A 22,013-nucleotide genomic window follows, 5' to 3' on the forward strand; every position below is an offset into this window, starting at 1 on the left:
CTGCCCGAAGGCAGCTTGCTGGCACGCCAAGCACCGGAGGCGTTGCGAGCGGGTGCCAGGCCAGGCGGACGGAGCACAGGAACCGGAACGTACTCTCCGTACGTGAGGATCCCGAGCACCGCCCAGCGGCGCATGGCGCCCGCGCAGTCGCCGATCTCAGTTCGGCAGCTTGCCTTCCACGCCTTTGACATAGAACTTGATGCCCCCCAGGAAAGCGTCGTCCGCCTTCTGGTCCTTGGCCAGCACTTCCTTGCCGGCCTGGTCCTGGATGGGACCGGTCCAGGGGTGGAAGCTGCCGTCCTTCAGGCCGGCCTTGATGGTGTCGATCTTGGCCTTGGTCTCGGCCGGCACGTCGTCGGCGATGGAGACCATGTCGATCGCGCCTTCCTTGTGGCCCCACCACACGCCGCCGGTGCTCCAGGTGCCTTCCAGCACGTCCTTGGTGGCCTTGATGTAGTACGGGCCCCAGTTGATGACGGCCGAACCCAGGTGGGCCTTGGGACCGTAGGCGGTCATGTCCGAGTCCCAGCCGAAGGCGCGCTTGCCGGCCTTCTCGGCGGTCTGCAGCACGGCCGACGAGTCGGTGTTCTGGAACAGGATGTCGGCGCCGCCGTTGAGCAGCGAGGTCGCGGCCTCGGTCTCCTTGGGCGGATCGAACCAGCCGTTCACCCAGACCACCTTGGTCTTGATCTTCGGGTTCACCGACTGCGCGCCCAGCGTGAAGCTGTTGATGTTGCGGATCACCTCGGGGATGGGGATGGAAGCCACCACGCCCAGGGTGTTGGTCTTGGTCATGGAGCCCGCGATCACGCCGGCCATGTAGGCGCCCTCGTAGGTGCGGCTGTCGTAGGTGCGCATGTTCTCGGCCGTCTTGTAGCCGGTGGCGTGCTCGAACTTCACGTCCTTGAAGTCGGCGGCGACCTTGAGCATGGGCTCCATGTAGCCGAAGGTGGTGCCGAAGATGAGCTTGTTGCCGTTGGACGCCATGTCGCGGATCACGCGTTCGGCGTCGGCGCTCTCGGGCACGCTCTCCACGAAGGTGGTCTTGATCTTGTCGCCGAACTCGGCTTCCAGCGCCTTGCGGCCGTTGTCGTGCGCGAAGGTCCAGCCGCCGTCGCCCACCGGGCCGACGTAGGCGAAAGCGATCTTCAGCGGCTCGGGCGCGGGCGCGGCGGCGGTGGGCGCGGCCGGCGCCGGGGCGGGCGCGGGCGCGGCGGCCTCTTCCTTCTTGCCGCAGCCGATCAGCACGGCGGCGGCCAGCGCGCTCATCGCGGCGACCTTGAACAGGGAACGCTTGTGGAGGTCTGTCATGGGTTTCCTCGGGTGTCGACGGTTGGGTGAATCGGTCCGGTGCGGGCGCCGCGGCTCCACCCCGGTGGGGCATTCAAGGTGACACGCAAATTATGACCCCGGGTAGAACGGTTTCCCGATCGACGAGGGCATGTTCACTCGGATCCAGGTCGGGTTGCGCGAAATCAGCACCAGCACCACCACGGTGGCCAGGTAAGGCAGCATGGTCAGGAACTGGCTGGGGATCTGCAGGCCGATGGCCTGCAGGTGGAACTGCAGCATGGTGACGCCGCCGAACAGGTAGGCGCCGAGCAGCACGCGCGCGGGCCGCCAGGTGGCGAAGGTGGTCAGCGCCAGGGCGATCCAGCCTTTGCCGGCAATCATGCCCTCCACCCACAGCGGCGTGTACACGGTGGACACGTAGGCGCCCGCCAGGCCGCACAGGGCGCCGCCGGCCATCACCGCCAGCAGGCGAATGCGCCGCACCGGGTAGCCCAGGGCGTGCGCCGACTCGGGGCTTTCGCCGACGCTGCGCAGCACCAGGCCGGCGCGCGTGCGGTACAGGAACCAGATCAGCCCCAGCGCCATGGCCACGCAGGCGTAGACCATGGGGTGGTGGCGAAACAGCGCCGCGCCCAGCCAGGGGATGTCCGCCAGGCCGGGGATGGCCCAGCGCACCTGCTCGGGCAGGGTGGCCTGCACGTAGCCCGTGCCCGCGAAGGCCGAGAAACCCGCGCCGAACAGGCTGAGCGCCAGGCCCGTGGCGTACTGGTTGGTGTTGAGCCAGATCACCAGCACGCCGAAGAGGGCCGCGAGCAGCGCGCCCGCGCCCATGCCCGCCAGGAAGCCCAGCCAGCTGCTGCCCGTGTGCACCACGGTGGCGAAGCCCGCCAGCGCGGCGCAGAGCATCATGCCCTCGGCGCCCAGGTTGACGATGCCGGCCTTCTCGTTGATCAGCAGGCCCAGCGAGGCGATGGCCAGCACGGTGCCCGCGTTCAGCGTGGCGGCGATGAGCAGTGCGTAGGATTCCATGCTCAGCCTTTCTTCCAGCGCACGCGGTACGCGATGAGCGTGTCGCAGGCCAGCAGCGAGAACAGCAGCAGGCCCTGGAACACGCCGGTGATGGACTTGGGCAGGCCCAGGCGCGACTGCGCCAGTTCGCCGCCGATGTAGAACATGCTCATGAGCACGGCCGAGAACACGATGCCCACCGGGTGCAGCCGCCCCACGAAGGCCACGATGATGGCCGCGAAGCCGTAGCCCGCCGGCACGTAGGGCGTGAGCTGGCCGATGGGGCCGGCGACCTCGAAGGCCCCGGCCATGCCCGCCGCGCCACCCGAGGTGAGCAGCGCCACCCACAGCGCCTTGCGCGAGGAAAAGCCCGCGTAGCGCGAGGCCATGGGCGCCAGCCCGCCCACGGTCTGGGCATAGCCCGAGACCGTGCGGAACAGGAACAGCCACACGCCGGCCACGCCCAGCAGCGCGAACAGCAGGCCGATGTTCACGCGCGAGCCGTCCATCAGGCGCGGCATCTGCGCCACCCGCTCGAAGGTCTTGGTCTGCGGAAAGTTGTAGCCCGCCGGGTCTTTCCAGGGGCCGTAGACCAGGTAGTTGAGCACCTGCACCGCCACGTAGACCAGCATCAGGCTCACCAGGATTTCGTTGGCGTTGAAGCGGTCGCGCAGCAGCGCGGTGATGCCGGCCCACAACATGCCGCCCAGCATGCCCGCCAGGATCACGGCCGGCACGATCCACAACCCCGTGCCCTTGTCCGCGGTGAGCGCCACGCCCCCGGCGAACACCGCGCCGATGATGTACTGCCCCTCGGCGCCGATGTTCCAGACGTTGGAGCGGAAGCACACCGCCAGGCCCAGGGCGATGATCAGCAGCGGCGTGGCCTTCACCAGCAGCTCGGAGAGGGCATAGGTGCTCTTGATGGGCTCCCAGAAGAACACCTGCAGGCCGCGCACCGGGTCCTTGCCCAGCACCTCGAACAGGGCGATGCCGATCAGCACCGTGATGGCCAGCGCCAGCAGCGGCGAGGCGTAGCCCCACAGCTTCGACGGCTGGGGACGGGCTTCAAGCCGCAGCATGCGCGGTCTCCTTCTGGTTGTTGTCCCGCTCGCGCCCGGTCCACAGGCCCGACATCCATTCGCCGATGCGCTCCACCGTGGCGTCCGCGCGGTCCAGGCTGGGCGACAGGCGCCCCTTGGCGATGACGTGCAGGCGGTCGCTGATCTCGAACAGCTCCTCCAGCTCTTCGCTCACCACCAGCACCGCGCAGCCGGCGTCGCGCAGCGCCAGGATCTCGCCGCGGATCTGCGCCGCCGCCCCCACGTCCACGCCCCAGGTGGGCTGGCTGACGATCAGCAGCTTCGGCTTGGCCTCGATCTCGCGCCCGACGATGAATTTCTGCAGGTTGCCACCCGACAGCGACTTGGCCGCCGCGTCCGGCCCGTTGGCCTTGACCCGGTAGCGCTCGATGATGTCGGCGGCCTGGCGCCGCAGCGCGCCCACGCGGATCCAGCCGCCGCGGCCCACCGCGTCGCGCCGCGACAGCAGCAGGTTCTGCGCCAGCGACAGCGTGGGCACCGCGCCGCGGCCCAGCCGCTCCTCGGGCACGAAGTGCAGGCCCAGGGCGCGCCGCCGCGCGGGACCCAGCGCGGCCACGTCCCGCTCGCCCAGTCGCACGCTGCCGGCCGGGGCGCGCACGTCTTCGCCCGAGAGCGCGCGCAGCAGCTCGCCCTGGCCATTGCCCGACACGCCAGCGATGCCCACCACCTCGCCCGCGCGCACGCTCAGCGCCACGTCCTGCAGCGCGGTGCCGAACGGGTCGTCGCTGGCCAGGGTGAGCGCGTCGACCCGCAGCACCGGCTCGCCCGCGTGCAACGGCCGGTGCGTGAGCTCGGGCGGCTCGGCGCCGATCATCAGGCGCGAGAGCGAGGCGTTGCTTTCCTCGCGCGGATCGCACACGCCAGTGACCTTGCCGCCGCGCAGCACCGTGCAGGCGGTGCACAGCTCGCGGATCTCGTGCAGCTTGTGGCTGATGTAGAGGATGCTGCAGCCCTCGGCCGCCAGCTGGCGCAGCACCACGAAGAGCTTGTCCACCGCCTGCGGCGTGAGCACCGAGGTGGGCTCGTCCAGGATCAGCAGCTGCGGGTTGGTGAGCAGCGCGCGAATGATCTCCACGCGCTGCATCTCGCCCACGGACAGGGTGTGCACCGGGCGCTCGGCGTCCACGTCCAGCCCGTACTCGCCCGCCTTGGCGCGGATGGCCGCGCGCACCTGCGCGAGCGAGAAGGACCTGTCCAGCCCCAGCCAGACGTTCTCGGCCACGGTGATGGTGTCGAACAGGCTGAAGTGCTGGAACACCATGCTGATGCCCAGGGCGCGCGCCTCGCGCGGGTCGCGCACGTGCACGGCCTGGCCGTTGAAGCGCACCGCGCCCTCGTCGGGCTTGGCCGCGCCGTAGATGATCTTCATCAGCGTGGACTTGCCGGCGCCGTTTTCGCCCAGCACGGCGTGGATTTCGCCGGGGCGCACGCGCAGCGAGACGCCGTCGTTGGCCACCACGCCGGGGTAGCGCTTGGTGATGCCGCTGAGTTCGAGTCGTGGGTTCTCGGCTGTGGTCATGGTGAAACCTTCGCGCGGCGCGCTGCGGTGCGAGTGCCTTCGGGCGGCCGGGCGGCGCTCATGCGGCCTCGGCGCGGGTGGATTCGCTCGCGCGCAGCGAGGCGGCGACGGACTTGACCTGGTCACGCAGCCAGCGCCCCGCGTTGGACGCGTGGGTGCGCTCGTGCCAGAGCTGGTAATACATCATGCGGGGGAAGCTCACGGGCGGGGTCAGGATGGTCACGGGCAGCTGCTCCGTGAAACGCTCGCAGTATTGTCGACCGGTGGTGAGCACCAGCAGGCTGCCCGCCACCATGGCCGGGATCAGCCCGAAATGCGGGCAGCGCGCCGTGATGTGGCGCGTCAGGCCCAGGCCGGCCAGGTGCTCGTCGATGACGCCGCGCGCGCCCGGGTGCGTGGGCGTGGGCGCCACGTGCTCGGCGCTGAGCCAGGCCTCGACGTCCCAGCCGCGGCGCACCGCCGGGTGGTGCTTGGCCACCAGGCTCACCACCTCGTCGCCGAACAGGCGGCCCAGGTGCAGGTCGTCGGGCGGGCGCATCCAGTTGCCGATGACCACGTCCACCGTGCCCTGGGCCAGGTGGCTGCGGTAGTCGGCGTCGCTGGACAGGGGGTGGATGTCGATGCTGGCGTTGGGCGCCTGCGCCTTGATCTGGGTGACCAGCTGAGGCAGGAACAGCGGGTCCAGGTAGTCGCTGGCGGCCAGGCTGAAGACGTGGGAGGCGGTGGCCGGGTCGAAGGCACGGGCGTCGGAGAACAGCACCTCGGCGCTGCGCAGGATGTCGGCGGCCGGCTCGATCATGCGCAGTCCGGCCACCGTGGGCACCATGCCGGCGCCCGAACGCACCAGCAGGGGGTCGCCGGCCAGCTCGCGCAGCCGCTTGAGCGCGGCACTCACCGCCGGCTGGTACATGCCCAGCTTGATGGCCGCGCGCGACACGCTGCGCTCCGTGAGCACGGTGTGCAGCACACGGATCAGGTGCAGGTCGATGCGTTCGAACATGGGGCCGTATTTCATGGCGCAGTCGGCTTCAGTGGCATCGGATGGAAGGCATTGGCGGCATACGCCCAAGCATATGACGTGCCGTGCCGGTATGGGTATGCTGGTCCGCATGCTCGTCCAGAATTCGCCCGCCCAGCCCCTGACCTTCCTGCGCCGCGGCCAGCCCGTCACCCTGCCCGCCGTGCCGCCCGACCGCACCCTGCTGCAGGTCCTGCGCGAGGACCTGCACTGCACCGGCACCAAGGAGGGCTGCGGCGAGGGCGACTGCGGCGCCTGCACCGTGGTGCTGGGCGAGGCGGTGGACGGACGGCTCCAGCTGCAGGCCGTCAATGCCTGCATCAAGCTGGCGCACTCGGTCCAGGGTCAGGCGGTGTTCACCGTGGAAGACCTGGCCGTCGACGGCCAGGCCCACCCGGTGCAGGAAGCCATGGTGCAGTGCCACGCCAGCCAGTGCGGCTTCTGCACCCCGGGCTTCGTCATGAGCCTGTTCGCCCTGTACGAACACACCGGTGGTGGACAGGGCGTGGACCACGCCGCCGCCCAGGCCGCGCTGTCGGGCAACCTGTGCCGCTGCACGGGCTACCGGCCCATCCTGGACGCCGCCGCGCGCATGGGGCAGTTGCCCTGCCCGGCCGGCGCCCGCGTCGACGAGGCCGCCGTGCTGCGCGGCCTGCGCACCCTGGGCCAGCCCGCCCCCGAGGCGCCCTACCAGCGCCCCGCCACCCTGCAGGCCCTGCTGCAGGCCCGCGCCGCCCACCCCGAGGCGCAGGTGGTGGCCGGCACCACCGACGTCGGCCTGTGGATCACCAAACAACACCAGCGCTACGCCCGCCTGCTCGACGTGACCGGCGCCGCCGAGCTGCGCCGCGTGGAGACCTACCCGCACCACATCGCCATCGGCGCCGCCGTGAACCTGACGCAGGCCTACGCCGCCCTGGTGGCCGAACGGCCCTCGCTCGCCGCCTTCGCCCACCGCTTCGCCGGCCTGCCGGTGCGCAACGCCGGCACCCTGGGCGGCAACGTGGCCAACGGGTCGCCCATCGGCGACAGCATGCCGCTGCTCATCGCCCTGGGCGCCAGCGTGGTGCTGATGCGCTGGGACACGAAGCGGCGCGCCGTCGCCCACCGTGAGCTGCGCCTGGAAGACCTGTACACCGGCTACCGCCAAAACGTGATGCGGGCGGACGAACTGCTCTGCTGGATCAAGGTGCCGCGCCCCTCGCCGGATGAGTGCCTGCAGGTCGATAAAGTGAGCAAACGCTTCGAAGACGACATTTCGGCCGTCTGCCTGGCCGTGAAGCTGCGGATCGACGGCGGCGTGGTGCGCGAAGCCCGCATCGGCGCCGGCGGCGTGGCCGCCACGCCGGTGCGCGCGCCCCTGACCGAGGCGGCGCTCACCGGCCAGCCCTGGAACGAAGACACCGTCATGGCCGCCAGCGCCGTGCTGCGCGACGAGTTCCGCCCCATCAGCGACATGCGCGCCAGCGCCGACTACCGCCGCGCGGTGCTGGGCAACCTGCTGCGCCGCCACTGGCTGGCGCAGCAAGGCCAGCGCGGCCTGCGACTGGAATCCCTGGACCTGGAGGCCCTGGCATGAACGCCCCCGACACCGCCCTGCTGCAGCGCCAGGCCACCAGCGCCGCTGGCGCCTCGCGCTTCCACGAAAGCGCGCGCGCCCAGGTGGCCGGCGCCGCCACCTACATCGACGACATCCCCGAGGCGCGCGGCACCCTGCACGCCGCGCCTGTCTGTTCGCCCGTGGCGCATGGCCGCCTGAGCGGCTTCGACACCGCCGCGGCCCTCGCCCTGCCCGGCGTGCGCGCCTTCGTCGGCGCGGCCGACGTACCCGGCGACCCCATCCTCGCCGCCTTCGGCCACGACGAGCCCGTGTTCGCGCGGGACTCGGTGCAGTTCCTGGGCCAGGTGATGGGCCTGATCGTGGCCGACGACGCCATGACCGCGCGCCGTGCCGCCCGCCTGGTCAAGCCCCGCATCGAGCCCCTGCACCCCGTGCTGAGCGTGCACGAGGCGCACGAGCTCAAAAGCTATGTGCTGCCGCCCGTGCACGTGGCGCGCGGCGACGCCGCCGCCGCACTGGCGCGCGCGCCGCACACCCTCGACGGCGAATTCGAGGTCGGCGGCCAGGAGCACTTCTACCTGGAAGGCCAGATCGCCTACGCGCTGCCGCTGGAGCAGAACCAGTGGTGGATCCACAGCAGCACCCAGCACCCCGGCGAGGTGCAGCACTGGGTGGCGCACGCCCTGGGCATCCCCATCCACGCGGTGACGGTGGAGTGCCGGCGCATGGGCGGCGGCTTCGGTGGCAAGGAAACCCAGGCCGGCCACCTGGCCGTGTGGGCCGCGCTGGCCGCGCGCAAGACCGGGCACCCGGTCAAGCTGCGGCTGGACCGCGACGACGACTTCATGGTCACCGGCAAGCGCCACCCCTTCGCCTACCGCTACCGCGTGGGCTTCGACGACAGCGGCCGCCTGAGCGGCCTGCGCATCGTGATGCTGGCCAACTGCGGCTTCAGCGCCGACCTCTCGGGCCCGGTCGCGGACCGCGCCATCTTCCACTGCGACAACGCCTACTTCCTGGAAGACGTCGCGATCGACTCCTTCCGCTGCAAGACGAACACCCAGAGCCACACCGCCTTCCGCGGCTTCGGCGGACCACAGGGCGTGATCGCCATCGAACGCATCCTCGGTGACGTCGCGCGCCACCTCGGCCTCGACCCACTCCAGGTGCGTCTGCGCAACCTCTACGGCATGGGCGAACGCGACCAGACGCACTACGACATGAAGGTGGAGGACAACATCCTCGAACCGCTCATGACGGCGCTCGCGCGCAGCGCGGACTACGGACGCCGCCGCGCCGCCATCGAGGCCTTCAACGCCCGCAGCCCGGTCATCAAGAAAGGCATCGCGCTCACGCCGGTGAAGTTCGGCATCAGCTTCACCGCCACCCTGTTCAACCAGGCGGGCGCGCTGGTGCATGTCTACACCGACGGCAGCGTGATGGTGAACCACGGCGGCACCGAGATGGGCCAGGGCCTGAACACCAAGGTCGCGCAGATCGTGGCCGACGAGCTGGGCGTGCCCTTCGAGCGGATCATCGCCACCGCGGCCGACACCAGCAAGGTGCCCAACGCCAGCGCCACCGCCGCCAGCAGCGGCACCGACCTGAACGGGCGCGCCGCGCAGTTCGCCGCGCGCCACGTGCGCGACAACCTGGCGGCCTTCGTCGCCGGCCTGGACGGCTGCGGCGCGGGCGCGGTGCGCTTCCTGGGCGGCGATGTCATCACCCCCAAGAGCACGCGCCGCTTCGAGGAGGTGGTGAACGCGGCCTACGCCAACCGCATCCAGCTCTGGAGCGACGGCTTCTACCGCACGCCCAAGATCCACTACGACAAGCTGACCATGAAGGGGCGGCCCTTCTACTACTTCGCCTACGGCGCGGCCTGCAGCGAGGTGGCCATCGACACCCTCACCGGCGAGAGCCGCGTGCTGGCCGTGGACATCCTGCACGACGTGGGCCACAGCATCAACCCGGCCATCGACATCGGCCAGATCGAGGGCGGCTTCATCCAGGGCATGGGCTGGCTGACCACGGAGCAGCTGGTGTGGAACCACAAGGGCTACCTGCAGACCCACGCCCCCAGCACCTACAAGATCCCCACCGCGGGCGACCTGCCGCCGCGCTGGAACATCGACCTCTGGCCCGAAGCCAACCGCGAGGACAACGTGCACGGCAGCAAGGCCGTGGGCGAACCGCCGTTCATGCTGGCAATCAGCGTCTACGAGGCGCTGCGGGACGCGGTGGCGCAGGCCGGCGGCGACCCCGAGGCGATGAACGCGCCGGCGACGGCGGAAGAGGTCCTGAAGGCCCTGGGCGGCTGACGCTGCGGCGCCCTCAGGGGCCGAACAGGCAGCGCGTCGTCGCCATCAGGCGCATCTGGCGGGTGGCATTGATCGACGGCGTGTGCAAGAGGCGCATGTCCATCAGGTAGACGTCGCCCGCGCGCCCGGACATCTCGACGACGTCGACCCCGAGCGCCTGCAGCCGCGCCGCCCGATCCGCCGTTGAACGCAGCGCCTCGCGCAGCGACACGCCGTCGGCGCCGCGCTGCGCCGTCGCCCGATGCGAACCCGCCAGCGCCAGCGTCGCGCCGCCCTGGGGCGCCACATCGTCGATCAGGAAAAAGGCCTGGATGCCCGGCACACGCCCGGGTGGATCGGCCACCACGTCCACGTGCCAGTTCAGGCCCTCCAGACGCCAGGCCCCTTGCTGCGGCGGCGACAACAAGAGCTGAAGCGGCTGCGGCACAGGCGCCGCGCGCCCGGCCAGCTGGCCGATGCACGCCACCAGGGCAGGCGTCACCAGCGCCCCGTGCGCCCCTGGCACCTTCACCAGGGACGACAGCTTGCCGATCTGCTGAAACACCGGCAGCCCCTGCACCGCGCGCGGCAGACCCTTGCCGCCGGTGAGGCGCCGAAGTTCGTCGAGCACGCGCTGCCGCACGGGCGCCACGCCGCGGGCGTGAAAGCCGTCCAGTCGCACGATGCCCTTGTCATTGAAACGGTGGACCTGATCGGGCGTCATCGATCGCGGACACTAACGGATGACACGCCCCTCCCGCAAGCGACCCGACCGACATGAAACCCTTCCTCCCCGACTGGGCCCACCCCTGGATCGAAGCCATCACCATCGCCCTGCAGATCGTCGTGATCGTCCTCGTCGCGGTGCTGCTGCGCTCCCTGCTGCACCGCTTCATCACCCGGCTGGCCGCCGAGAAGAACCTGCCGCTGGACTTCACCGTGGGCAGCAAGCGTCTGATCACGCTGCTGCTGAGCGGTGCCGCCCTGCTGTGGATCCTCGATCGCCTGGGCGTATCGGCCGGCGTTATCTGGGCCGGCTTCACGGGCTTCGTCACCGTCGGCGCCATCGCCTTCTTCGCGGCCTGGAGCGTGCTCTCCAACATCTTCTGTTCGGTGCTGATCTTCACCACGCGGCCCTTCGGCCTGCACGACCACATCGAGTTGCTGGAAGGCGGCGACAAGCCCGGCCTGGCTGGAGAGGTGCTGGACATCAACCTCGTCTACACCACGCTGAAGGAAGACCCCGTGGACGGCAAGGAGCCTACGCACCTGCGCATTCCCAACAGCCTGTTCTTCCAGCGCACCACGCGCCTGCGCAGGAGCCAGCAGCCGGTGCTCGGATCGTTGCTGGACTGAGCCACCAGCCGGCCGCTTCGTAAAGCCCGTTACCGATCTGTTTCCATTCCGGCGCGCCAGAAACCGGCGGTTACAGGCGCACCTGGCCACCACCGCAGACTCGCGGCCAAAGGAGTGAGCCACATGGACACATCAATGATCAAGGGCATCGCCATCGGCGGACTCACCATGGTGGTGCTGGGCGCCGGCGCCGTCGGCGGCTACCAGACCCTCGCCAGGCCCAAAGTGGCCGAGGTCGTGTCGGTCAAGGAAGTGATGACCACCGTCAGCACACCGCGCGAGGTGTGCGAGAACGTGGCCGTGCAGCGCCAGGCGCCGGTGAAGGACGAGCACCGCATCGCCGGTACCGTGGTGGGCGGTCTGGCCGGTGGCCTGCTGGGCAGCACCATCGGCAAGGGCTCCGGCAAGACGGTGGCCACCGTGGCCGGCGCCGCCGCCGGGGGCTACGCGGGCAATCAGGTGCAAAAGCGCATGCAGCAGAACGACACGGTGACGACCACCGAGCGCCGCTGCCGCACGGTGAGCGACAAGTCGCAGAAGCTCTCCGGGTACGACGTCACCTACCGCCTCGACGGCCAGGACGCCACGGTGCGCACTTCGTTCAAGCCCGGCGCCACGCTGCCGGTGAAGGACGGCAAGGTGGACACCACGCCACCGGCCGCCGCGCGCTCCTGATCGGCCCCCACCCGCGCGAGCGCGCGGGTGTTCAGCGCATCGAGTGCAAGCCGATCAGGTTGCCCTCGGTGTCGTTCACCAGGGCGATGAAGCCGTACTCGCCAATGGACATCTTGTCCTTGAAGACCGAGCCGCCGTGGGCCTTGGCGCGTGCCGCCTCCACGGCGCAGTCGTCGCAGACGAAATACACCAGCGTGCTGTTGCCACCGGAAGGCATGCCCGCCATCTTCACCAGCGCGCCCGGCGTGCCGTAGCCGTCCCTCGCGGACGGAAAAGACCACATCTCCAGGGGCTCCCCGGGGGTCGGATTGCCCAGCGGTTCCAGCGCGCCCTGGAACACCGCCTCGTAGAAGGCCTTGGCGCGCGGCATGTCCTGCACATAGATCTCGAACCAGCCCACGGGGTTGTTCTTCATGCGGGTCTCCTTGCAATCGATCGGTGGAAGGGCTTTCACTATGCCCACACCGGGCCCCGGCGTACACTCCCCCCTGCTCCGGGGTGCCCCGGCCTGTGAAGGCCCGGCGCTGAGATGGCTGAAAGGCCGAACCCGTGAACTTGATCCGGCTAGTACCGGCGAAAGAAGAGCGCATGCCGAGATGAGCGGCCTGCCGGCCCACCGCCCCATGGCGGCACGGGTGCCAGGCATGACATCCATCCAGGCGGTCCTCCGGAGCACACAGCCCCCGTTGCTTGCCACCAGGAGACCGCCCATGAACGCCCCCGACAAGTTCGCCCCCCTGCTCACGCTCACGCGCGAGCCCTTCCCCGCCTCCACCAAGGTCTTCGTGCCCGGCACGCAGGCCGGCGTGCAGGTGCCCATGCGCGAAATCGCGCTCACCAATGGCGAGCGCGTGACGGTCTACGACACCTCGGGCCCCTACACCGACCCGACGGTGAGCATCGACGTGCGCAAGGGCCTGGCCCCCGTGCGCGCGGCCTGGATCGAGGCCCGCGGCGACACCGAGGCCTACAGCGGGCGCGAGCGCCAGGCGCTGGACGACGGCGTGAAGCACGAGGTACCGGATGCGCACGCGGCCGAGCGCATTGCCGCCCTGCGCGGCGAGGCCGCCGCGTTGCAGCGCACGCCGCGCCGCGCGAAAGGTGGCATTGGTGCCGGCGCCAACGTCACCCAGATGCACTACGCGCGCCAGGGCATCGTCACGCCCGAGATGGAGTACATCGCCATCCGCGAGAACGGCAAGCGCGACTGGATGCGCGAGTACCTGGGCGACCCCGAGCGCGAGGCGCGACTGCGCGGCAATCCCATGGGCGCGCGCATCCCCGAGATCATCACGCCCGAGTTCGTGCGCGAAGAAGTGGCGCGCGGGCGCGCCATCATCCCGGCCAACATCAACCACCCCGAACTCGAGCCGATGATCATCGGCCGCAACTTCGGCGTGAAGATCAACGCCAACATCGGCAACTCGGCCGTCACCTCCAGCATCGAGGAAGAGGTGGAGAAGCTGGTGTGGTCCATCCGCTGGGGCGGCGACACGGTGATGGACCTCTCGACCGGCAAGAACATCCACACCACGCGCGATTGGATCGTGCGCAACTCGCCCGTGCCCATCGGCACCGTGCCCATCTACCAGGCGCTGGAAAAGGTGGGCGGCGTGGCCGAGGACCTCAGCTGGGAGATCTTCCGCGACACCCTGATCGAGCAGGCCGAGCAGGGCATCGACTACTTCACCATCCACGCGGGCGTGCGCCTGCCCTTCATCCATCTCACGACCAAGCGGCGCACCGGCATCGTCTCGCGCGGCGGCTCCATCCTGGCCAAGTGGTGCATCACCCACCACAAGGAGAACTTCCTCTACACGCACTTCGAGGAAATCTGCGAAATCATGAAGGCCTACGACGTGAGCTTCTCGCTCGGCGACGGCCTGCGCCCCGGCAGCGGCGCCGACGCCAACGACGAGGCCCAGTTCGCCGAGCTGCGCACCCTGGGCGAGCTCACGCAGATCGCCTGGAAGCACGACGTGCAGACCATGATCGAAGGCCCCGGCCACGTGCCCATGCACCTGATCCAGGCCAACATGGACGAGCAGCTCAAGCACTGCCACGAGGCACCCTTCTACACCCTGGGCCCGCTGACCATCGACATCGCACCAGGCTACGACCACATCGCCTCGGCCATCGGCGCGGCCATGATCGGCTGGATGGGCACGGCCATGCTGTGCTACGTCACGCCCAAGGAACACCTGGGCCTGCCGGACCGCGACGACGTGAAGCAAGGGATCATTGCCTACAAGATCGCCGCGCACGCGGCCGACATCGCCAAGGGTCACCCCGGCGCGCGTGCGCGCGACGACGCCATGAGCAAGGCGCGCTTCGAGTTTCGCTGGCGCGACCAGTTCGCGCTCGGCCTGGACCCGGACACCGCCGAGGCCTACCACGACGAAACCCTGCCCAAGGACTCGTCGAAAGAGGCGCACTTCTGCTCCATGTGCGGCCCCAAGTTCTGCTCGATGAAGATCACGCAGGACGTGCGCGACTACGCCGAGCAGAAAGGCCTGGCCGAGACCGAGGCGCTGCAGCAGGGCATGGCCGAAAAGTCGGCCCAATTCAAGGCCGCGGGCGGCGAGTTCTACGTACCGCTCGACACGCTGAAGAAGGGCTGAGGATGGCGCGCATCGCGATCGCGGGCGCCGGGGTGCTGGGCCGCCTGCTGGCCTGGCGGCTGGCGCGCGAAGGCCATTCGGTGAGCGTGTTCGACCCGGCCGACGGCCCGCAGCCGCCAGTGCCGGGCCGTGTCGCGGCCGTGAACGAGCGGCCGCACGCGGCCGGCTTCACCGCCGCCGGCATGCTGAGCCCCTTGGCCGAACTCGACGGCGCCGAGCCCGCGGTGGCGCGCCTGGGCTGGCGTTCGCTGCCCCTGTGGCAGGCCATCGGCCGGCAGCTGGCCAATGGCGGCGCGCCCGGGCTGGTGCGCACCGAGGGCAGCCTGCTGCTCGCGCATGGCAGCGACCGGGGCAACGCGCAGCGCACGCTCGCGCGCCTGAACGGCGTGCCCGAGGCGCCCGCGCCCCAGCCCCTGGACGCCGCCGCGCTGCGCGCGCTGGAGCCCGCGCTGGCCAGCGGGCTGCTGGCCTGGCTGCTGCCCGGCGAAGGCCAGCTGCTGCCGCGCGAGACCTTGCTGGCCCTGGCCGAGCAGTCCGCTGGCGTGCGCTGGCACTGGAACACCCTGGTCGACACCGTGGACGCGGGCCGCCTGCGCCTGATCGGTGGCGACACCGCCGCGGCCGATCTCGCCATCGACACGCGCGGCCTGGGCGCGCGGCCCGAGGTGCCGCTGCGTGGTGTGCGCGGCGAGGTGCTGTGGCTGCACGCCCCCGGCGTGCGCCTGCTGCGCCCCGTGCGCCTGCTGCACCCGCGCCACCGCGTCTACCTGGTGCCGCGCCCGGGCGACCGGGTCGTGGTGGGCGCCAGCGAGATCGAAAGCGAGGACCGCTCGCCCGTGAGCCTGCGCAGCGCCGTCGAGCTCATGTCGGCCGCGCACAGCGTGCTGCCCGAGCTCGCCGAGGCCCGCATCGACCACCTGGAAACCAACCTGCGCCCCGCGCGCGCCGACCACCTGCCCAGCATCGAGCACAGGCCCGGGCTGCTGCGCATCAATGGCCTGTTCCGCCACGGCTGGATGGTCGCGCCCGCCGTGGTGCAAGACGCCCTTGCCGCCGCGGGCTTGGCGAGCGAGGGACAATCCCCGCCATGACAGCCTCCCTTCCCACCGTGCGCCTGAACGGTCGCGAACTGCCCTGCCCGCCCGGCACCACACTGCACAGCCTCCTGGAGCGCGAGGGCCTGCGGCCCGAACGCGTGGCCACCGCGCTCAACGCGCGCTTCGTGCCGCGCGCCGCGCGCGCCGACACCCCCCTGCAAGCCGGCGACGAGGTGAGCACCTTCGAAGCCATCGTCGGAGGCTGAGCGTGGACCTTCAGACGACGCCTCCCATGGACCCCGCGCCCTGGACCGCGTATGGCGAAACCCTCGCCACGCGGCTGATGCTGGGCACCGCCGGCTACCCCTCGCCCACCGTGCTGCAGCAGGCCCTGCAGGCCAGCGGCGCCTCGGTCGTCACGCTGGGCCTGCGCCGCATGGCCGCCGCCGGTGGTGCCGACGGCAACGCCTTCCTGGCCGAACTGCTGCCGCCGCTGCGCGCGCGCGGCGTGCGCCTGCTGCCCAACACCGCCGGCTGCCGCAGCGCGCGCGAGGCCGTGGCCCTGGCGCACATGGCGCGCGAGCTGCTCGACACGCACTGGATCAAGCTGGAGGTGGTGGGCGACGAGCACACCCTGCAGCCCGATCCCTGGGGCACCGTCGAGGCCGCCGCCGAACTCGTGAAGGCCGGCTTCGCGGTTTTTCCGTACTGCACCGATGACCTCGTCACCTGCCAGCGCCTGCTGGACGCCGGCTGCGAGGTGCTGATGCCCTGGGGCGCGCCGATCGGCTCGGGCCAGGGCCTGGTCAACCCCTGGGCACTGCGCACGCTGCGCGCGCGCCTGCCGGGCGTGCCGCTGGTGGTGGACGCCGGCATCGGCGCGCCCTCGCACGCGGCGCAGGCGCTGGAGCTGGGCTTCGACGCGGTGCTGCTGAACTCCGCCGTGGCGCATGCGCGCGAGCCCGTGGCCATGGCGCGCGCCTTCGGCGACGCGGTGCGCGCGGGGCGCCTGGCCTTCGAGGCCGGCGTCATGGCGCCGCAGGACATGGCCGTGGCCAGCACGCCCGTGAGCGGGCGGCCCATGCTGATCGGCTGAGCACCGCCCACGATCGGCGACACTCCCGCGACCATGCAATCCCCCGCTCCCACCGAATCGCCCAGCGACGCGACCACCGACGCCGTGCTGCGGCTCACCGCCCACGAGGCGGCCGCGCGCCTGGGCCTGCCCGCCGGCCGCCTGTCCGTTCCCGAACTCGCCCGCACGCTGCGCGACCAGGGCGCCAGCGACGTGGTGATCACCGGCGACCCGCACGACTGGCTGGACACCCTGCACGCGCAGGGCTGGCTGACGCGCCCGCGCTCGGGCCCCACGGACCACGCCCTGCGCTTTGGCGCCGCGCTGGCGCAAGGCTGGGTCGCCGCCGACGCGGCCGTGCTCGCGCGCCTGCCCGACCGCGCCAGCTCGCTCGATCTGCCGGTGCTCTCCGTCGACGAGACCCCGGCGCGCTGGACGGCGCCGCTCTCGCACGTGCCCGCGCTGGGCGTTTACGCCATCGTCGACAGCGCCGAGCGCGTGCGCGCCTGCGCCGAGGCCGGCGCCGGCCTGATCCAGTTGCGGATCAAGGCGCGTCGCGACGACCCCGCGCTGGTGCCCGAGCTGCGCGCCGCGCTGGACGCCGCGCGCAGCGCCGGCCGCGCCGCTCTGGTGGTGAACGACCACTGGCGCCTGGCGCTGTCGCTGAACGCGCCGGCCCTGCACCTGGGGCAGGAAGACTGGCTGGCGCTGCGGCACACCGAGCGCACCACCATCGCCACCGCGCAGGCGCGCGGCCTGCAGCTGGGCATGAGTTCGCACAGCCTGTGGGAGCTGTGCCGCGCGCGCGGCGCCGGGGCCGACCTGATCGCCTGCGGCCCGGTCTGGCCCACGCTCACCAAGGACATGCCCTGGCACGCGCAGGGACTGGACAACCTGGCCTGGTGGGTGCGCATGGCCGGCCGCCCGGTCATCGCCATCGGCGGCATCCTGGACCCCGACCAGCTCGAGCAATGCGCCGCCACCGGCGCGGCCACGGTGTGCGTGGTGCGCGGCCTGGGCGAAGACCCGCGCGCCACGCTGCCGCGCTGGCAGCGCGCCTGGGACGCGGGACACGCCTCGCCGCGCCGCCCCGTCCCGGCGTGGCCACATCCCACGCTCTCGCCCGAGTGCGCGTGAACGACGGCGACCTGCCCCCGCTGATCCCCACACCGCCCGGCCTGTACCGCCACTACAAGGGCGGCTGGTACGAGGTGATCGACACCGTGCGCTGCAGCGAAACGCTGCAGCCGCTGGTGCTGTACCGCGCGCTCTACGGCGCGGGGCTGGATGGCGGGGGCCTGTGGGTGCGGCCCTCGGCCATGTTCAACGAGACCGCTGTCTTCGAGGGCCGGGAGCAGAAGCGCTTCCGCCGCGTCCGCGCGGCCGAGCTCATGCCCGCCGACCGGGCCAGCGCGCAGGCGCTGATCGCGCACCTGCGCGGCCGCGCGCAGCGCCAGGGCCTCGACCTGGACACCACCCTGCGCGCCCCGCCGCCCGAGCCCAGCACCTGCTGCGGCCGCGGCTGCAACGGCTGCGTGTGGGAGGGCTACTACCACGCCGTGCGCTACTGGGCCGACGACGCGCTGGAGCGGCTGGGCTGAGGCCGTCGGCCGCGTCAGAACAACTCCCGCTGCGCCGACAGCGCCGCCGGCTGGAAGCGCGACAGGTCCATGGCCTCGCGCTCGGTGGCGTAGCCCAGCCGCGCGCAGGCCTTGTGGAAGCGCTGGCGCAGCAGCTCGGCCCAGGGGCCGCTGCCCTTCATGCGGGTGGCGAAGTCGCTGTCGTAGTCGCGCCCGCCGCGCATGTCCTGGATGCGCGCCATCACCCGGCCCGCGCGCTGCGGGCAGTGCTGCAGCAGCCACTGGCGGAAGATGGGCGCCAGCTCCCAGGGCAGGCGGATCACCTGGTAGAAGGCGCGCCGCGCGCCGGCCTCGCGCGCGGCCTCCAGCACCTGCTCCATGTCCTCGTTCAGGAAGGGAATCTGCGGCGAGACGCTCACGCCCACGGGGATGCCGGCCTCGGCCAGGGTGCGGATGGTGCGCAGGCGCCGGTGCGGCGCGGCGGCGCGCGGCTCCAGCGCGCGCGCCAGCTTCGGGTCCAGCGTGGTGAGGGTGACGTAGACCGCCGCCAGGCCCATGCCGGCCAGCGGTGCAAGCAGATCGATGTCGCGCTCCACCCCGCTGCCCTTGGTGACGATGCCCACCGGGTGGCGGGCGCGAAAGAGCACGTCCAGCGCGGCGCGCGTCAAGCGCAGTTCGCGCTCGATGGGCTGGTAGGCGTCCGTCACCGTGCCCAGGGCCACCATGCTGGGCTCGTACGACGGGCGCTGCAGCTCACGCGCCAGCACCTCGGCGAAGCCGCGCTTGGCGATGAGCTTCGTCTCGAAATCCAGCCCCGGCGAGAGGTTGAGGTAGCTGTGGCTGGGCCTCGCGTAGCAGTACACGCAGCCGTGCTCGCAGCCCCGGTAGGGGTTGAGGCCGTGCACGAAGCCGATGTCGGGCGAGGCGTTGGTGGTGATGGCGCTTCTGGCGTCCTCCCAGCTCACGCTGGTGGCGGGCGCGGCGTGTTCTTCGGCCTGCTCGGCGTCGAGCGTGCTCCAGCCGTCGTCGAAGGCGGCGCGCGCGGCGGACTCGAAACGGTGGGGCTGCCGGAAGGACACGCCACGCCCCTTGAGGGCCGCGACGGGGATGTGGACCTCGCTCATGAGGGCCTCCAAAATACTGTACAAAACCACAGTATATGAAGCCCCCACCCTGGGCGCACAGCCGCCCGTCGTCGGCGACCGAGCGCCGAACCGGCCCCGGTTCCCCGCGCGCCCCCCACTTGTGTGACTTATGCCCAGCGCCCAGCCTTGGGGCATGCATAGGCCCCTCCTTATACTGACCGGGGTAAGCCAAAAGACGTCCAGCCCTCGCGCTGAGATCGCCCGTTCTTCCAGATTTCAAGAGGGACCCCGGTTGAGCCAATCGAACATCGGCGGCTTTCGCCTGGCCGGCGTGAGCACCTGCCTGCCGCCGACGGTGGTGGACAACCTCGACCCGGCCCTGGGCTTCGCGCCCGAGGACGTGCGCAAGGTGGTGGCCATGGCCGGCGTGCGCGAGCGCCGCGTGGTCACACCCGGCCTCACCTCGGCCGACCTGTGTTTTCGCGCCGCCACGCGGCTGATGGAGCGCCTGGACTGGGCGCCCGACAGCGTGAGCGCGCTGATCTTCGTCACCCAGACGCCCGACCACTTCCTGCCCTCCACCAGCTGCCTGTTGCAGCAGCGGCTGGGCCTGCCCGACAGCTGCGCCGCCTTCGACGTCGGTCTGGGCTGCTCGGGCTACCCCTATGGCCTGTACCTGGCGGCCGCCATGCTGCGCGGCGGCGGCCACCGGCGCGTGCTCATGCTGCACGGCGAAACGCCCAGCCGCTTCGTCAGCCCCGAGGACCAGGCCACCGTGCTGCTGTTCAGCGACGCCGGCTCGGCCACCGCGCTGGAACTCGACGACGACCCCGCCGCGGGCGGCCAATTCGTGCTGCACACCGACGGCAGCGGCGCCGAAGGCCTGATCCTGCGCGGCGGTGCCTTCCGCGACCGCGAGCCGGCCAACCCGCGCCACCGCTTCCTGGAAATGGACGGCGCGGCCATCTTCAACTTCACCATCAAGCGCGTGCCCGCGCTGATCGCCGACACCCTGGCCTTCGCCGGCAAGGCGGTGGCCGACGTCGACGCCTTCGTCTTCCACCAGTCCAATCGCTTCATCATGAAACACCTGATGAAGAAGAGCGGCCTGCCGGACGAGCGCGTGCCGATGTCCATCGAAGACAGCGGCAACTGCGGCGGCCCTTCGGTGGCGGTGGCGCTCACGCGCCGGATCGCGCCGCCGCCGCCCGGGCAGCACCGGCTGTGGATGCTGCTGGGCTACGGCGTGGGCCTGTCCTGGGGCGCCGCCCTGGTGCGGGCCGACGACCGTACCCTGCTGCTGCACGACGACGGCGAAGGCCTGTGATCCATCCCAACCGCTCCGCATGACGCCCAGCACCCGCCCCACCATCACCCAGACCGAGGCCCTGGCCATGCTGGCCGAGTGCTTCAACGTGCCGCCCGAGAGCCTGCACCCGGACGTGGAACGCGAGTCCATCGAAGACTGGGACTCCATGGGCGCGCTGATGCTGATCGCCGAACTCGACGAGCGCTTCGGCATCGAGCTCACGGCCGATGTCTCGCGCGAGATGACGCGCATCGGCCACGTGCTGGACTTCCTGCGCGAGCAGGGGGCGCTGCGTGCGGGCGACTGAACACGGCCGCCCCGTGGCGCCGGCGCCGCGCGTGCCGGCGCACGACAAGCTCGGCCGCTTGGTGGCGCGCAGCCTGGGGCTGGACGAGGCCGCGCTGCGCGAGGGCCTGCGCGCGGCCACGCTGGACGACCTGCCCGAGCTCATCGCCCTGCGCCGCGAGCACCTGCTGCCCGGCCACGAGTGGGACGACGACGCCTACCTGCGCTGGCGCTACCGCCTCGGGCGCGAGGGCGCGGGCTTCGGCGAGCTGTGGTGCCTGCGCGCCCACGGCCGGGTGCTGGCCACCATCGGCGTGGAAGACCTGCCCATCGAACTGGACGGCCAGGCGCTCGCCGGCGCGCAGGTGATGGACCTGCTGGTGCGGCCGGAGGCGCAGGAGTCGGGCCTGGGCATCTGGCTCAACCAGGCCATGCTCGCGCGCCACGGCTTCACGCTCGCGGTGGGCGCCAACCAGAACTCGGCCGGCATCGTGCGCCGCCTCTTCGAGCCGCTGCCACCGCGCCTGACCTTCACCCACCCCTTGGACCTGCAGCCCTTCGTTCGGCGCCGCTGGCCCGCGCTGGCCGCCACGCCGCTGGCCATGCGCCTGGCCAACGCCGGCCTGGCCCTGCGGCGCCTGGCGCTGCGCCGCCACCGCCCGCGCGGCTTCACGCTGGAGAACACCCCGCGGCTCGACCCCGCGCTGAGCGCGCCGCTGGCGCGCGGGGCCGCCGGCGTGCACCTGCGCCACGGTGGCGCCTACCTGCAGCGCCGCCTGCTCGACAACCCGCGCCGGCCCTTGAGCCTGCGCGTGGCGCGGCGCGGCGACGCCGTCGCCGGCCTCATCGCCTGGTCGGTGGAAACCGACGACCGCGGCCGGCCCGAGTTGCACCTGGTCGATTGGCACCACGACGGCGACGACACCCTGCTGGTGCTGCTGCACGAGGCCATCCGCGAGGCCGCCGCGCTGCGCTGCACCTGCGTGCGCCTGCTGCTGCAGGACGAGGCCTCGCGGCGCGTGGCCGTGCGCGCCGGTTTCCTGCCGTCGCAGGACGACGGGGGTCGCCCCTGCGGCGTGCAGTCGCGCGACCCCGAACTGGCCGCCCGGCTGGCCCGCGCGCCCTGGCGCCTGACCGACCTGCGCGACGACGCCGATGGCTTCTAGGAAGCCCGAGCGCCCCTTGCCG

21 protein-coding genes, 1 other RNA gene, 1 pseudogene and 1 riboswitch are annotated in these 22,013 nt (G+C 71.4%); of the genes and pseudogenes, 14 read left to right on the forward strand and 9 right to left on the reverse strand.

Annotated elements, in window-relative coordinates; translation table 11 throughout:
* Nucleotides 1–16: 16 nt before the first annotated feature.
* From DY262_RS06835 to DY262_RS06860, 6 genes are all read right to left on the reverse strand, one after another.
* Nucleotides 17–104, reverse strand: a non-coding RNA gene (locus tag DY262_RS06835) — sX9 sRNA.
* Nucleotides 105–156: 52 nt separating this feature from the next.
* The gene (locus DY262_RS06840; RefSeq protein WP_116958203.1) at nt 157–1,311 is read right to left on the reverse strand and encodes a BMP family ABC transporter substrate-binding protein; all 1,155 of its coding nucleotides are present in this window, start codon (nt 1,309–1,311) and stop codon (nt 157–159) included.
* Between the two features lie 90 nt (nt 1,312–1,401).
* Nucleotides 1,402–2,322, reverse strand: coding sequence for an ABC transporter permease (locus DY262_RS06845; protein ID WP_116958204.1), 921 nt, complete (start codon nt 2,320–2,322; stop codon nt 1,402–1,404).
* Between the two features lie 2 nt (nt 2,323–2,324).
* Nucleotides 2,325–3,383, reverse strand: a complete 1,059-nt coding sequence (locus tag DY262_RS06850) for an ABC transporter permease (protein WP_116958205.1) — start codon at nt 3,381–3,383, stop codon at nt 2,325–2,327.
* Entirely contained in the window at nt 3,370–4,923 is a 1,554-nt protein-coding gene (locus DY262_RS06855; RefSeq protein ID WP_116958206.1) for an ABC transporter ATP-binding protein, read from the reverse strand. Before DY262_RS06855 ends, DY262_RS06850 begins: the two co-directional genes overlap by 14 nt.
* Before the next feature lie 58 nt (nt 4,924–4,981).
* The gene (locus tag DY262_RS06860) at nt 4,982–5,938 is read right to left on the reverse strand and encodes a LysR family transcriptional regulator (protein WP_116958207.1); all 957 of its coding nucleotides are present in this window, start codon (nt 5,936–5,938) and stop codon (nt 4,982–4,984) included.
* A 94-nt stretch (nt 5,939–6,032) separates the two neighbouring features.
* Here DY262_RS06860 and xdhA point away from each other — a divergent pair, with 94 nt between their 5' ends.
* Both xdhA and xdhB read left to right on the forward strand, forming a co-directional pair.
* On the forward strand, nt 6,033–7,520 hold the full coding sequence (xdhA, locus tag DY262_RS06865) for a xanthine dehydrogenase small subunit (protein WP_181936437.1): 1,488 nt from the start codon (nt 6,033–6,035) through the stop codon (nt 7,518–7,520).
* On the forward strand, nt 7,517–9,823 hold the full coding sequence (gene xdhB / locus DY262_RS06870) for a xanthine dehydrogenase molybdopterin binding subunit (RefSeq protein WP_116958209.1): 2,307 nt from the start codon (nt 7,517–7,519) through the stop codon (nt 9,821–9,823). Before xdhA ends, xdhB begins: the two co-directional genes overlap by 4 nt.
* Before the next feature lie 13 nt (nt 9,824–9,836).
* Here xdhB and DY262_RS06875 read toward each other — a convergent pair whose 3' ends face one another.
* Complete coding sequence (locus DY262_RS06875; RefSeq protein WP_116958210.1) at nt 9,837–10,526, reverse strand: phytanoyl-CoA dioxygenase family protein; 690 nt, start codon at nt 10,524–10,526, stop codon at nt 9,837–9,839.
* Between the two features lie 53 nt (nt 10,527–10,579).
* Here DY262_RS06875 and DY262_RS06880 point away from each other — a divergent pair, with 53 nt between their 5' ends.
* Together DY262_RS06880 and DY262_RS06885 are read left to right on the forward strand one after the other, a co-directional pair.
* Complete coding sequence (locus DY262_RS06880) at nt 10,580–11,158, forward strand: mechanosensitive ion channel domain-containing protein (protein WP_116958211.1); 579 nt, start codon at nt 10,580–10,582, stop codon at nt 11,156–11,158.
* A gap of 123 nt (nt 11,159–11,281) precedes the next feature.
* On the forward strand, nt 11,282–11,833 hold the full coding sequence (locus DY262_RS06885) for a glycine zipper 2TM domain-containing protein (RefSeq protein WP_116958212.1): 552 nt from the start codon (nt 11,282–11,284) through the stop codon (nt 11,831–11,833).
* A gap of 31 nt (nt 11,834–11,864) precedes the next feature.
* Here DY262_RS06885 and DY262_RS06890 read toward each other — a convergent pair whose 3' ends face one another.
* On the reverse strand, nt 11,865–12,248 hold the full coding sequence (locus tag DY262_RS06890) for a VOC family protein (RefSeq protein WP_116958213.1): 384 nt from the start codon (nt 12,246–12,248) through the stop codon (nt 11,865–11,867).
* A gap of 69 nt (nt 12,249–12,317) precedes the next feature.
* A riboswitch (TPP riboswitch) is annotated at nt 12,318–12,432 on the forward strand.
* Between the two features lie 111 nt (nt 12,433–12,543).
* Between DY262_RS06890 and thiC the strand changes: the two genes are divergently transcribed.
* The 7 genes and pseudogenes from thiC (at nt 12,544) to DY262_RS21970 (ending at nt 18,167) form a co-directional block, all read left to right on the forward strand.
* On the forward strand, nt 12,544–14,454 hold the full coding sequence (thiC, locus tag DY262_RS06895) for a phosphomethylpyrimidine synthase ThiC (protein WP_116958214.1): 1,911 nt from the start codon (nt 12,544–12,546) through the stop codon (nt 14,452–14,454).
* Between the two features lie 2 nt (nt 14,455–14,456).
* A complete protein-coding gene (locus DY262_RS06900; protein WP_116958215.1) occupies nt 14,457–15,545 on the forward strand; it encodes an FAD-dependent oxidoreductase in 1,089 nt (362 codons plus the stop codon).
* On the forward strand, nt 15,542–15,757 hold the full coding sequence (thiS, locus tag DY262_RS06905) for a sulfur carrier protein ThiS (protein ID WP_116958216.1): 216 nt from the start codon (nt 15,542–15,544) through the stop codon (nt 15,755–15,757). Before DY262_RS06900 ends, thiS begins: the two co-directional genes overlap by 4 nt.
* 26 nt (nt 15,758–15,783) lie before the next feature.
* Nucleotides 15,784–16,587 carry a thiazole synthase gene (locus DY262_RS06910; RefSeq protein ID WP_116958217.1) on the forward strand — a complete coding sequence of 268 codons (804 nt, stop codon included), beginning with the start codon at nt 15,784–15,786 and terminating at the stop codon, nt 16,585–16,587.
* Nucleotides 16,588–16,620: 33 nt separating this feature from the next.
* Nucleotides 16,621–17,703, forward strand: coding sequence for a thiamine phosphate synthase (locus tag DY262_RS06915; protein WP_116958218.1), 1,083 nt, complete (start codon nt 16,621–16,623; stop codon nt 17,701–17,703).
* Nucleotides 17,700–17,948: pseudogene (locus DY262_RS21965) on the forward strand (DUF1653 domain-containing protein); the annotation flags it as partial. The gene DY262_RS06915 and the pseudogene DY262_RS21965, both read left to right, overlap by 4 nt.
* A gap of 9 nt (nt 17,949–17,957) precedes the next feature.
* On the forward strand, nt 17,958–18,167 hold the full coding sequence (locus DY262_RS21970; protein WP_245980882.1) for an oxidoreductase-like domain-containing protein: 210 nt from the start codon (nt 17,958–17,960) through the stop codon (nt 18,165–18,167).
* A 14-nt stretch (nt 18,168–18,181) separates the two neighbouring features.
* On the opposite strand, the gene DY262_RS06925 is transcribed toward DY262_RS21970, so the two are convergent.
* Entirely contained in the window at nt 18,182–19,270 is a 1,089-nt protein-coding gene (locus DY262_RS06925; RefSeq protein WP_116958219.1) for a PA0069 family radical SAM protein, read from the reverse strand.
* A gap of 253 nt (nt 19,271–19,523) precedes the next feature.
* Between DY262_RS06925 and DY262_RS06930 the strand changes: the two genes are divergently transcribed.
* Genes DY262_RS06930 through DY262_RS06940 form a run of 3 tightly spaced genes read left to right on the forward strand, consistent with a single transcriptional unit; the run spans nt 19,524 to nt 21,991 of the window.
* Complete coding sequence (locus DY262_RS06930) at nt 19,524–20,558, forward strand: 3-oxoacyl-ACP synthase III family protein (protein WP_116958220.1); 1,035 nt, start codon at nt 19,524–19,526, stop codon at nt 20,556–20,558.
* A gap of 19 nt (nt 20,559–20,577) precedes the next feature.
* Complete coding sequence (locus tag DY262_RS06935; RefSeq protein WP_116958221.1) at nt 20,578–20,847, forward strand: acyl carrier protein; 270 nt, start codon at nt 20,578–20,580, stop codon at nt 20,845–20,847.
* Nucleotides 20,848–20,860: 13 nt separating this feature from the next.
* Nucleotides 20,861–21,991 (forward strand): hypothetical protein, encoded by a 1,131-nt coding sequence (locus DY262_RS06940; RefSeq protein WP_116958222.1) that lies wholly within the window; start codon nt 20,861–20,863, stop codon nt 21,989–21,991.
* Nucleotides 21,992–22,013 lie beyond the last annotated feature (22 nt).

Source organism: Hydrogenophaga borbori, from assembly GCF_003417535.1.
Classification (GTDB): domain Bacteria; phylum Pseudomonadota; class Gammaproteobacteria; order Burkholderiales; family Burkholderiaceae_C; genus Hydrogenophaga; species Hydrogenophaga borbori.

Bases quoted from the DNA above. Each gene is read 5' to 3' on its own strand.
- DY262_RS06840 (WP_116958203.1), bottom strand. From the start codon at position 1,311: ATGACAGACCTCCACAAGCGTTCCCTGTTCAAGGTCGCCGCGATGAGC.
- DY262_RS06845 (WP_116958204.1), bottom strand. From the start codon at position 2,322: ATGGAATCCTACGCACTGCTCATCGCCGCCACGCTGAACGCGGGCACC.
- DY262_RS06850 (WP_116958205.1), bottom strand. From the start codon at position 3,383: ATGCTGCGGCTTGAAGCCCGTCCCCAGCCGTCGAAGCTGTGGGGCTAC.
- DY262_RS06855 (WP_116958206.1), bottom strand. From the start codon at position 4,923: ATGACCACAGCCGAGAACCCACGACTCGAACTCAGCGGCATCACCAAG.
- DY262_RS06860 (WP_116958207.1), bottom strand. From the start codon at position 5,938: ATGAAATACGGCCCCATGTTCGAACGCATCGACCTGCACCTGATCCGT.
- xdhA (WP_181936437.1), top strand. From the start codon at position 6,033: ATGCTCGTCCAGAATTCGCCCGCCCAGCCCCTGACCTTCCTGCGCCGC.
- xdhB (WP_116958209.1), top strand. From the start codon at position 7,517: ATGAACGCCCCCGACACCGCCCTGCTGCAGCGCCAGGCCACCAGCGCC.
- DY262_RS06875 (WP_116958210.1), bottom strand. From the start codon at position 10,526: ATGACGCCCGATCAGGTCCACCGTTTCAATGACAAGGGCATCGTGCGA.
- DY262_RS06880 (WP_116958211.1), top strand. From the start codon at position 10,580: ATGAAACCCTTCCTCCCCGACTGGGCCCACCCCTGGATCGAAGCCATC.
- DY262_RS06885 (WP_116958212.1), top strand. From the start codon at position 11,282: ATGGACACATCAATGATCAAGGGCATCGCCATCGGCGGACTCACCATG.
- DY262_RS06890 (WP_116958213.1), bottom strand. From the start codon at position 12,248: ATGAAGAACAACCCCGTGGGCTGGTTCGAGATCTATGTGCAGGACATG.
- thiC (WP_116958214.1), top strand. From the start codon at position 12,544: ATGAACGCCCCCGACAAGTTCGCCCCCCTGCTCACGCTCACGCGCGAG.
- DY262_RS06900 (WP_116958215.1), top strand. From the start codon at position 14,457: ATGGCGCGCATCGCGATCGCGGGCGCCGGGGTGCTGGGCCGCCTGCTG.
- thiS (WP_116958216.1), top strand. From the start codon at position 15,542: ATGACAGCCTCCCTTCCCACCGTGCGCCTGAACGGTCGCGAACTGCCC.
- DY262_RS06910 (WP_116958217.1), top strand. From the start codon at position 15,784: ATGGACCCCGCGCCCTGGACCGCGTATGGCGAAACCCTCGCCACGCGG.
- DY262_RS06915 (WP_116958218.1), top strand. From the start codon at position 16,621: ATGCAATCCCCCGCTCCCACCGAATCGCCCAGCGACGCGACCACCGAC.
- DY262_RS21970 (WP_245980882.1), top strand. From the start codon at position 17,958: ATGCCCGCCGACCGGGCCAGCGCGCAGGCGCTGATCGCGCACCTGCGC.
- DY262_RS06925 (WP_116958219.1), bottom strand. From the start codon at position 19,270: ATGAGCGAGGTCCACATCCCCGTCGCGGCCCTCAAGGGGCGTGGCGTG.
- DY262_RS06935 (WP_116958221.1), top strand. From the start codon at position 20,578: ATGACGCCCAGCACCCGCCCCACCATCACCCAGACCGAGGCCCTGGCC.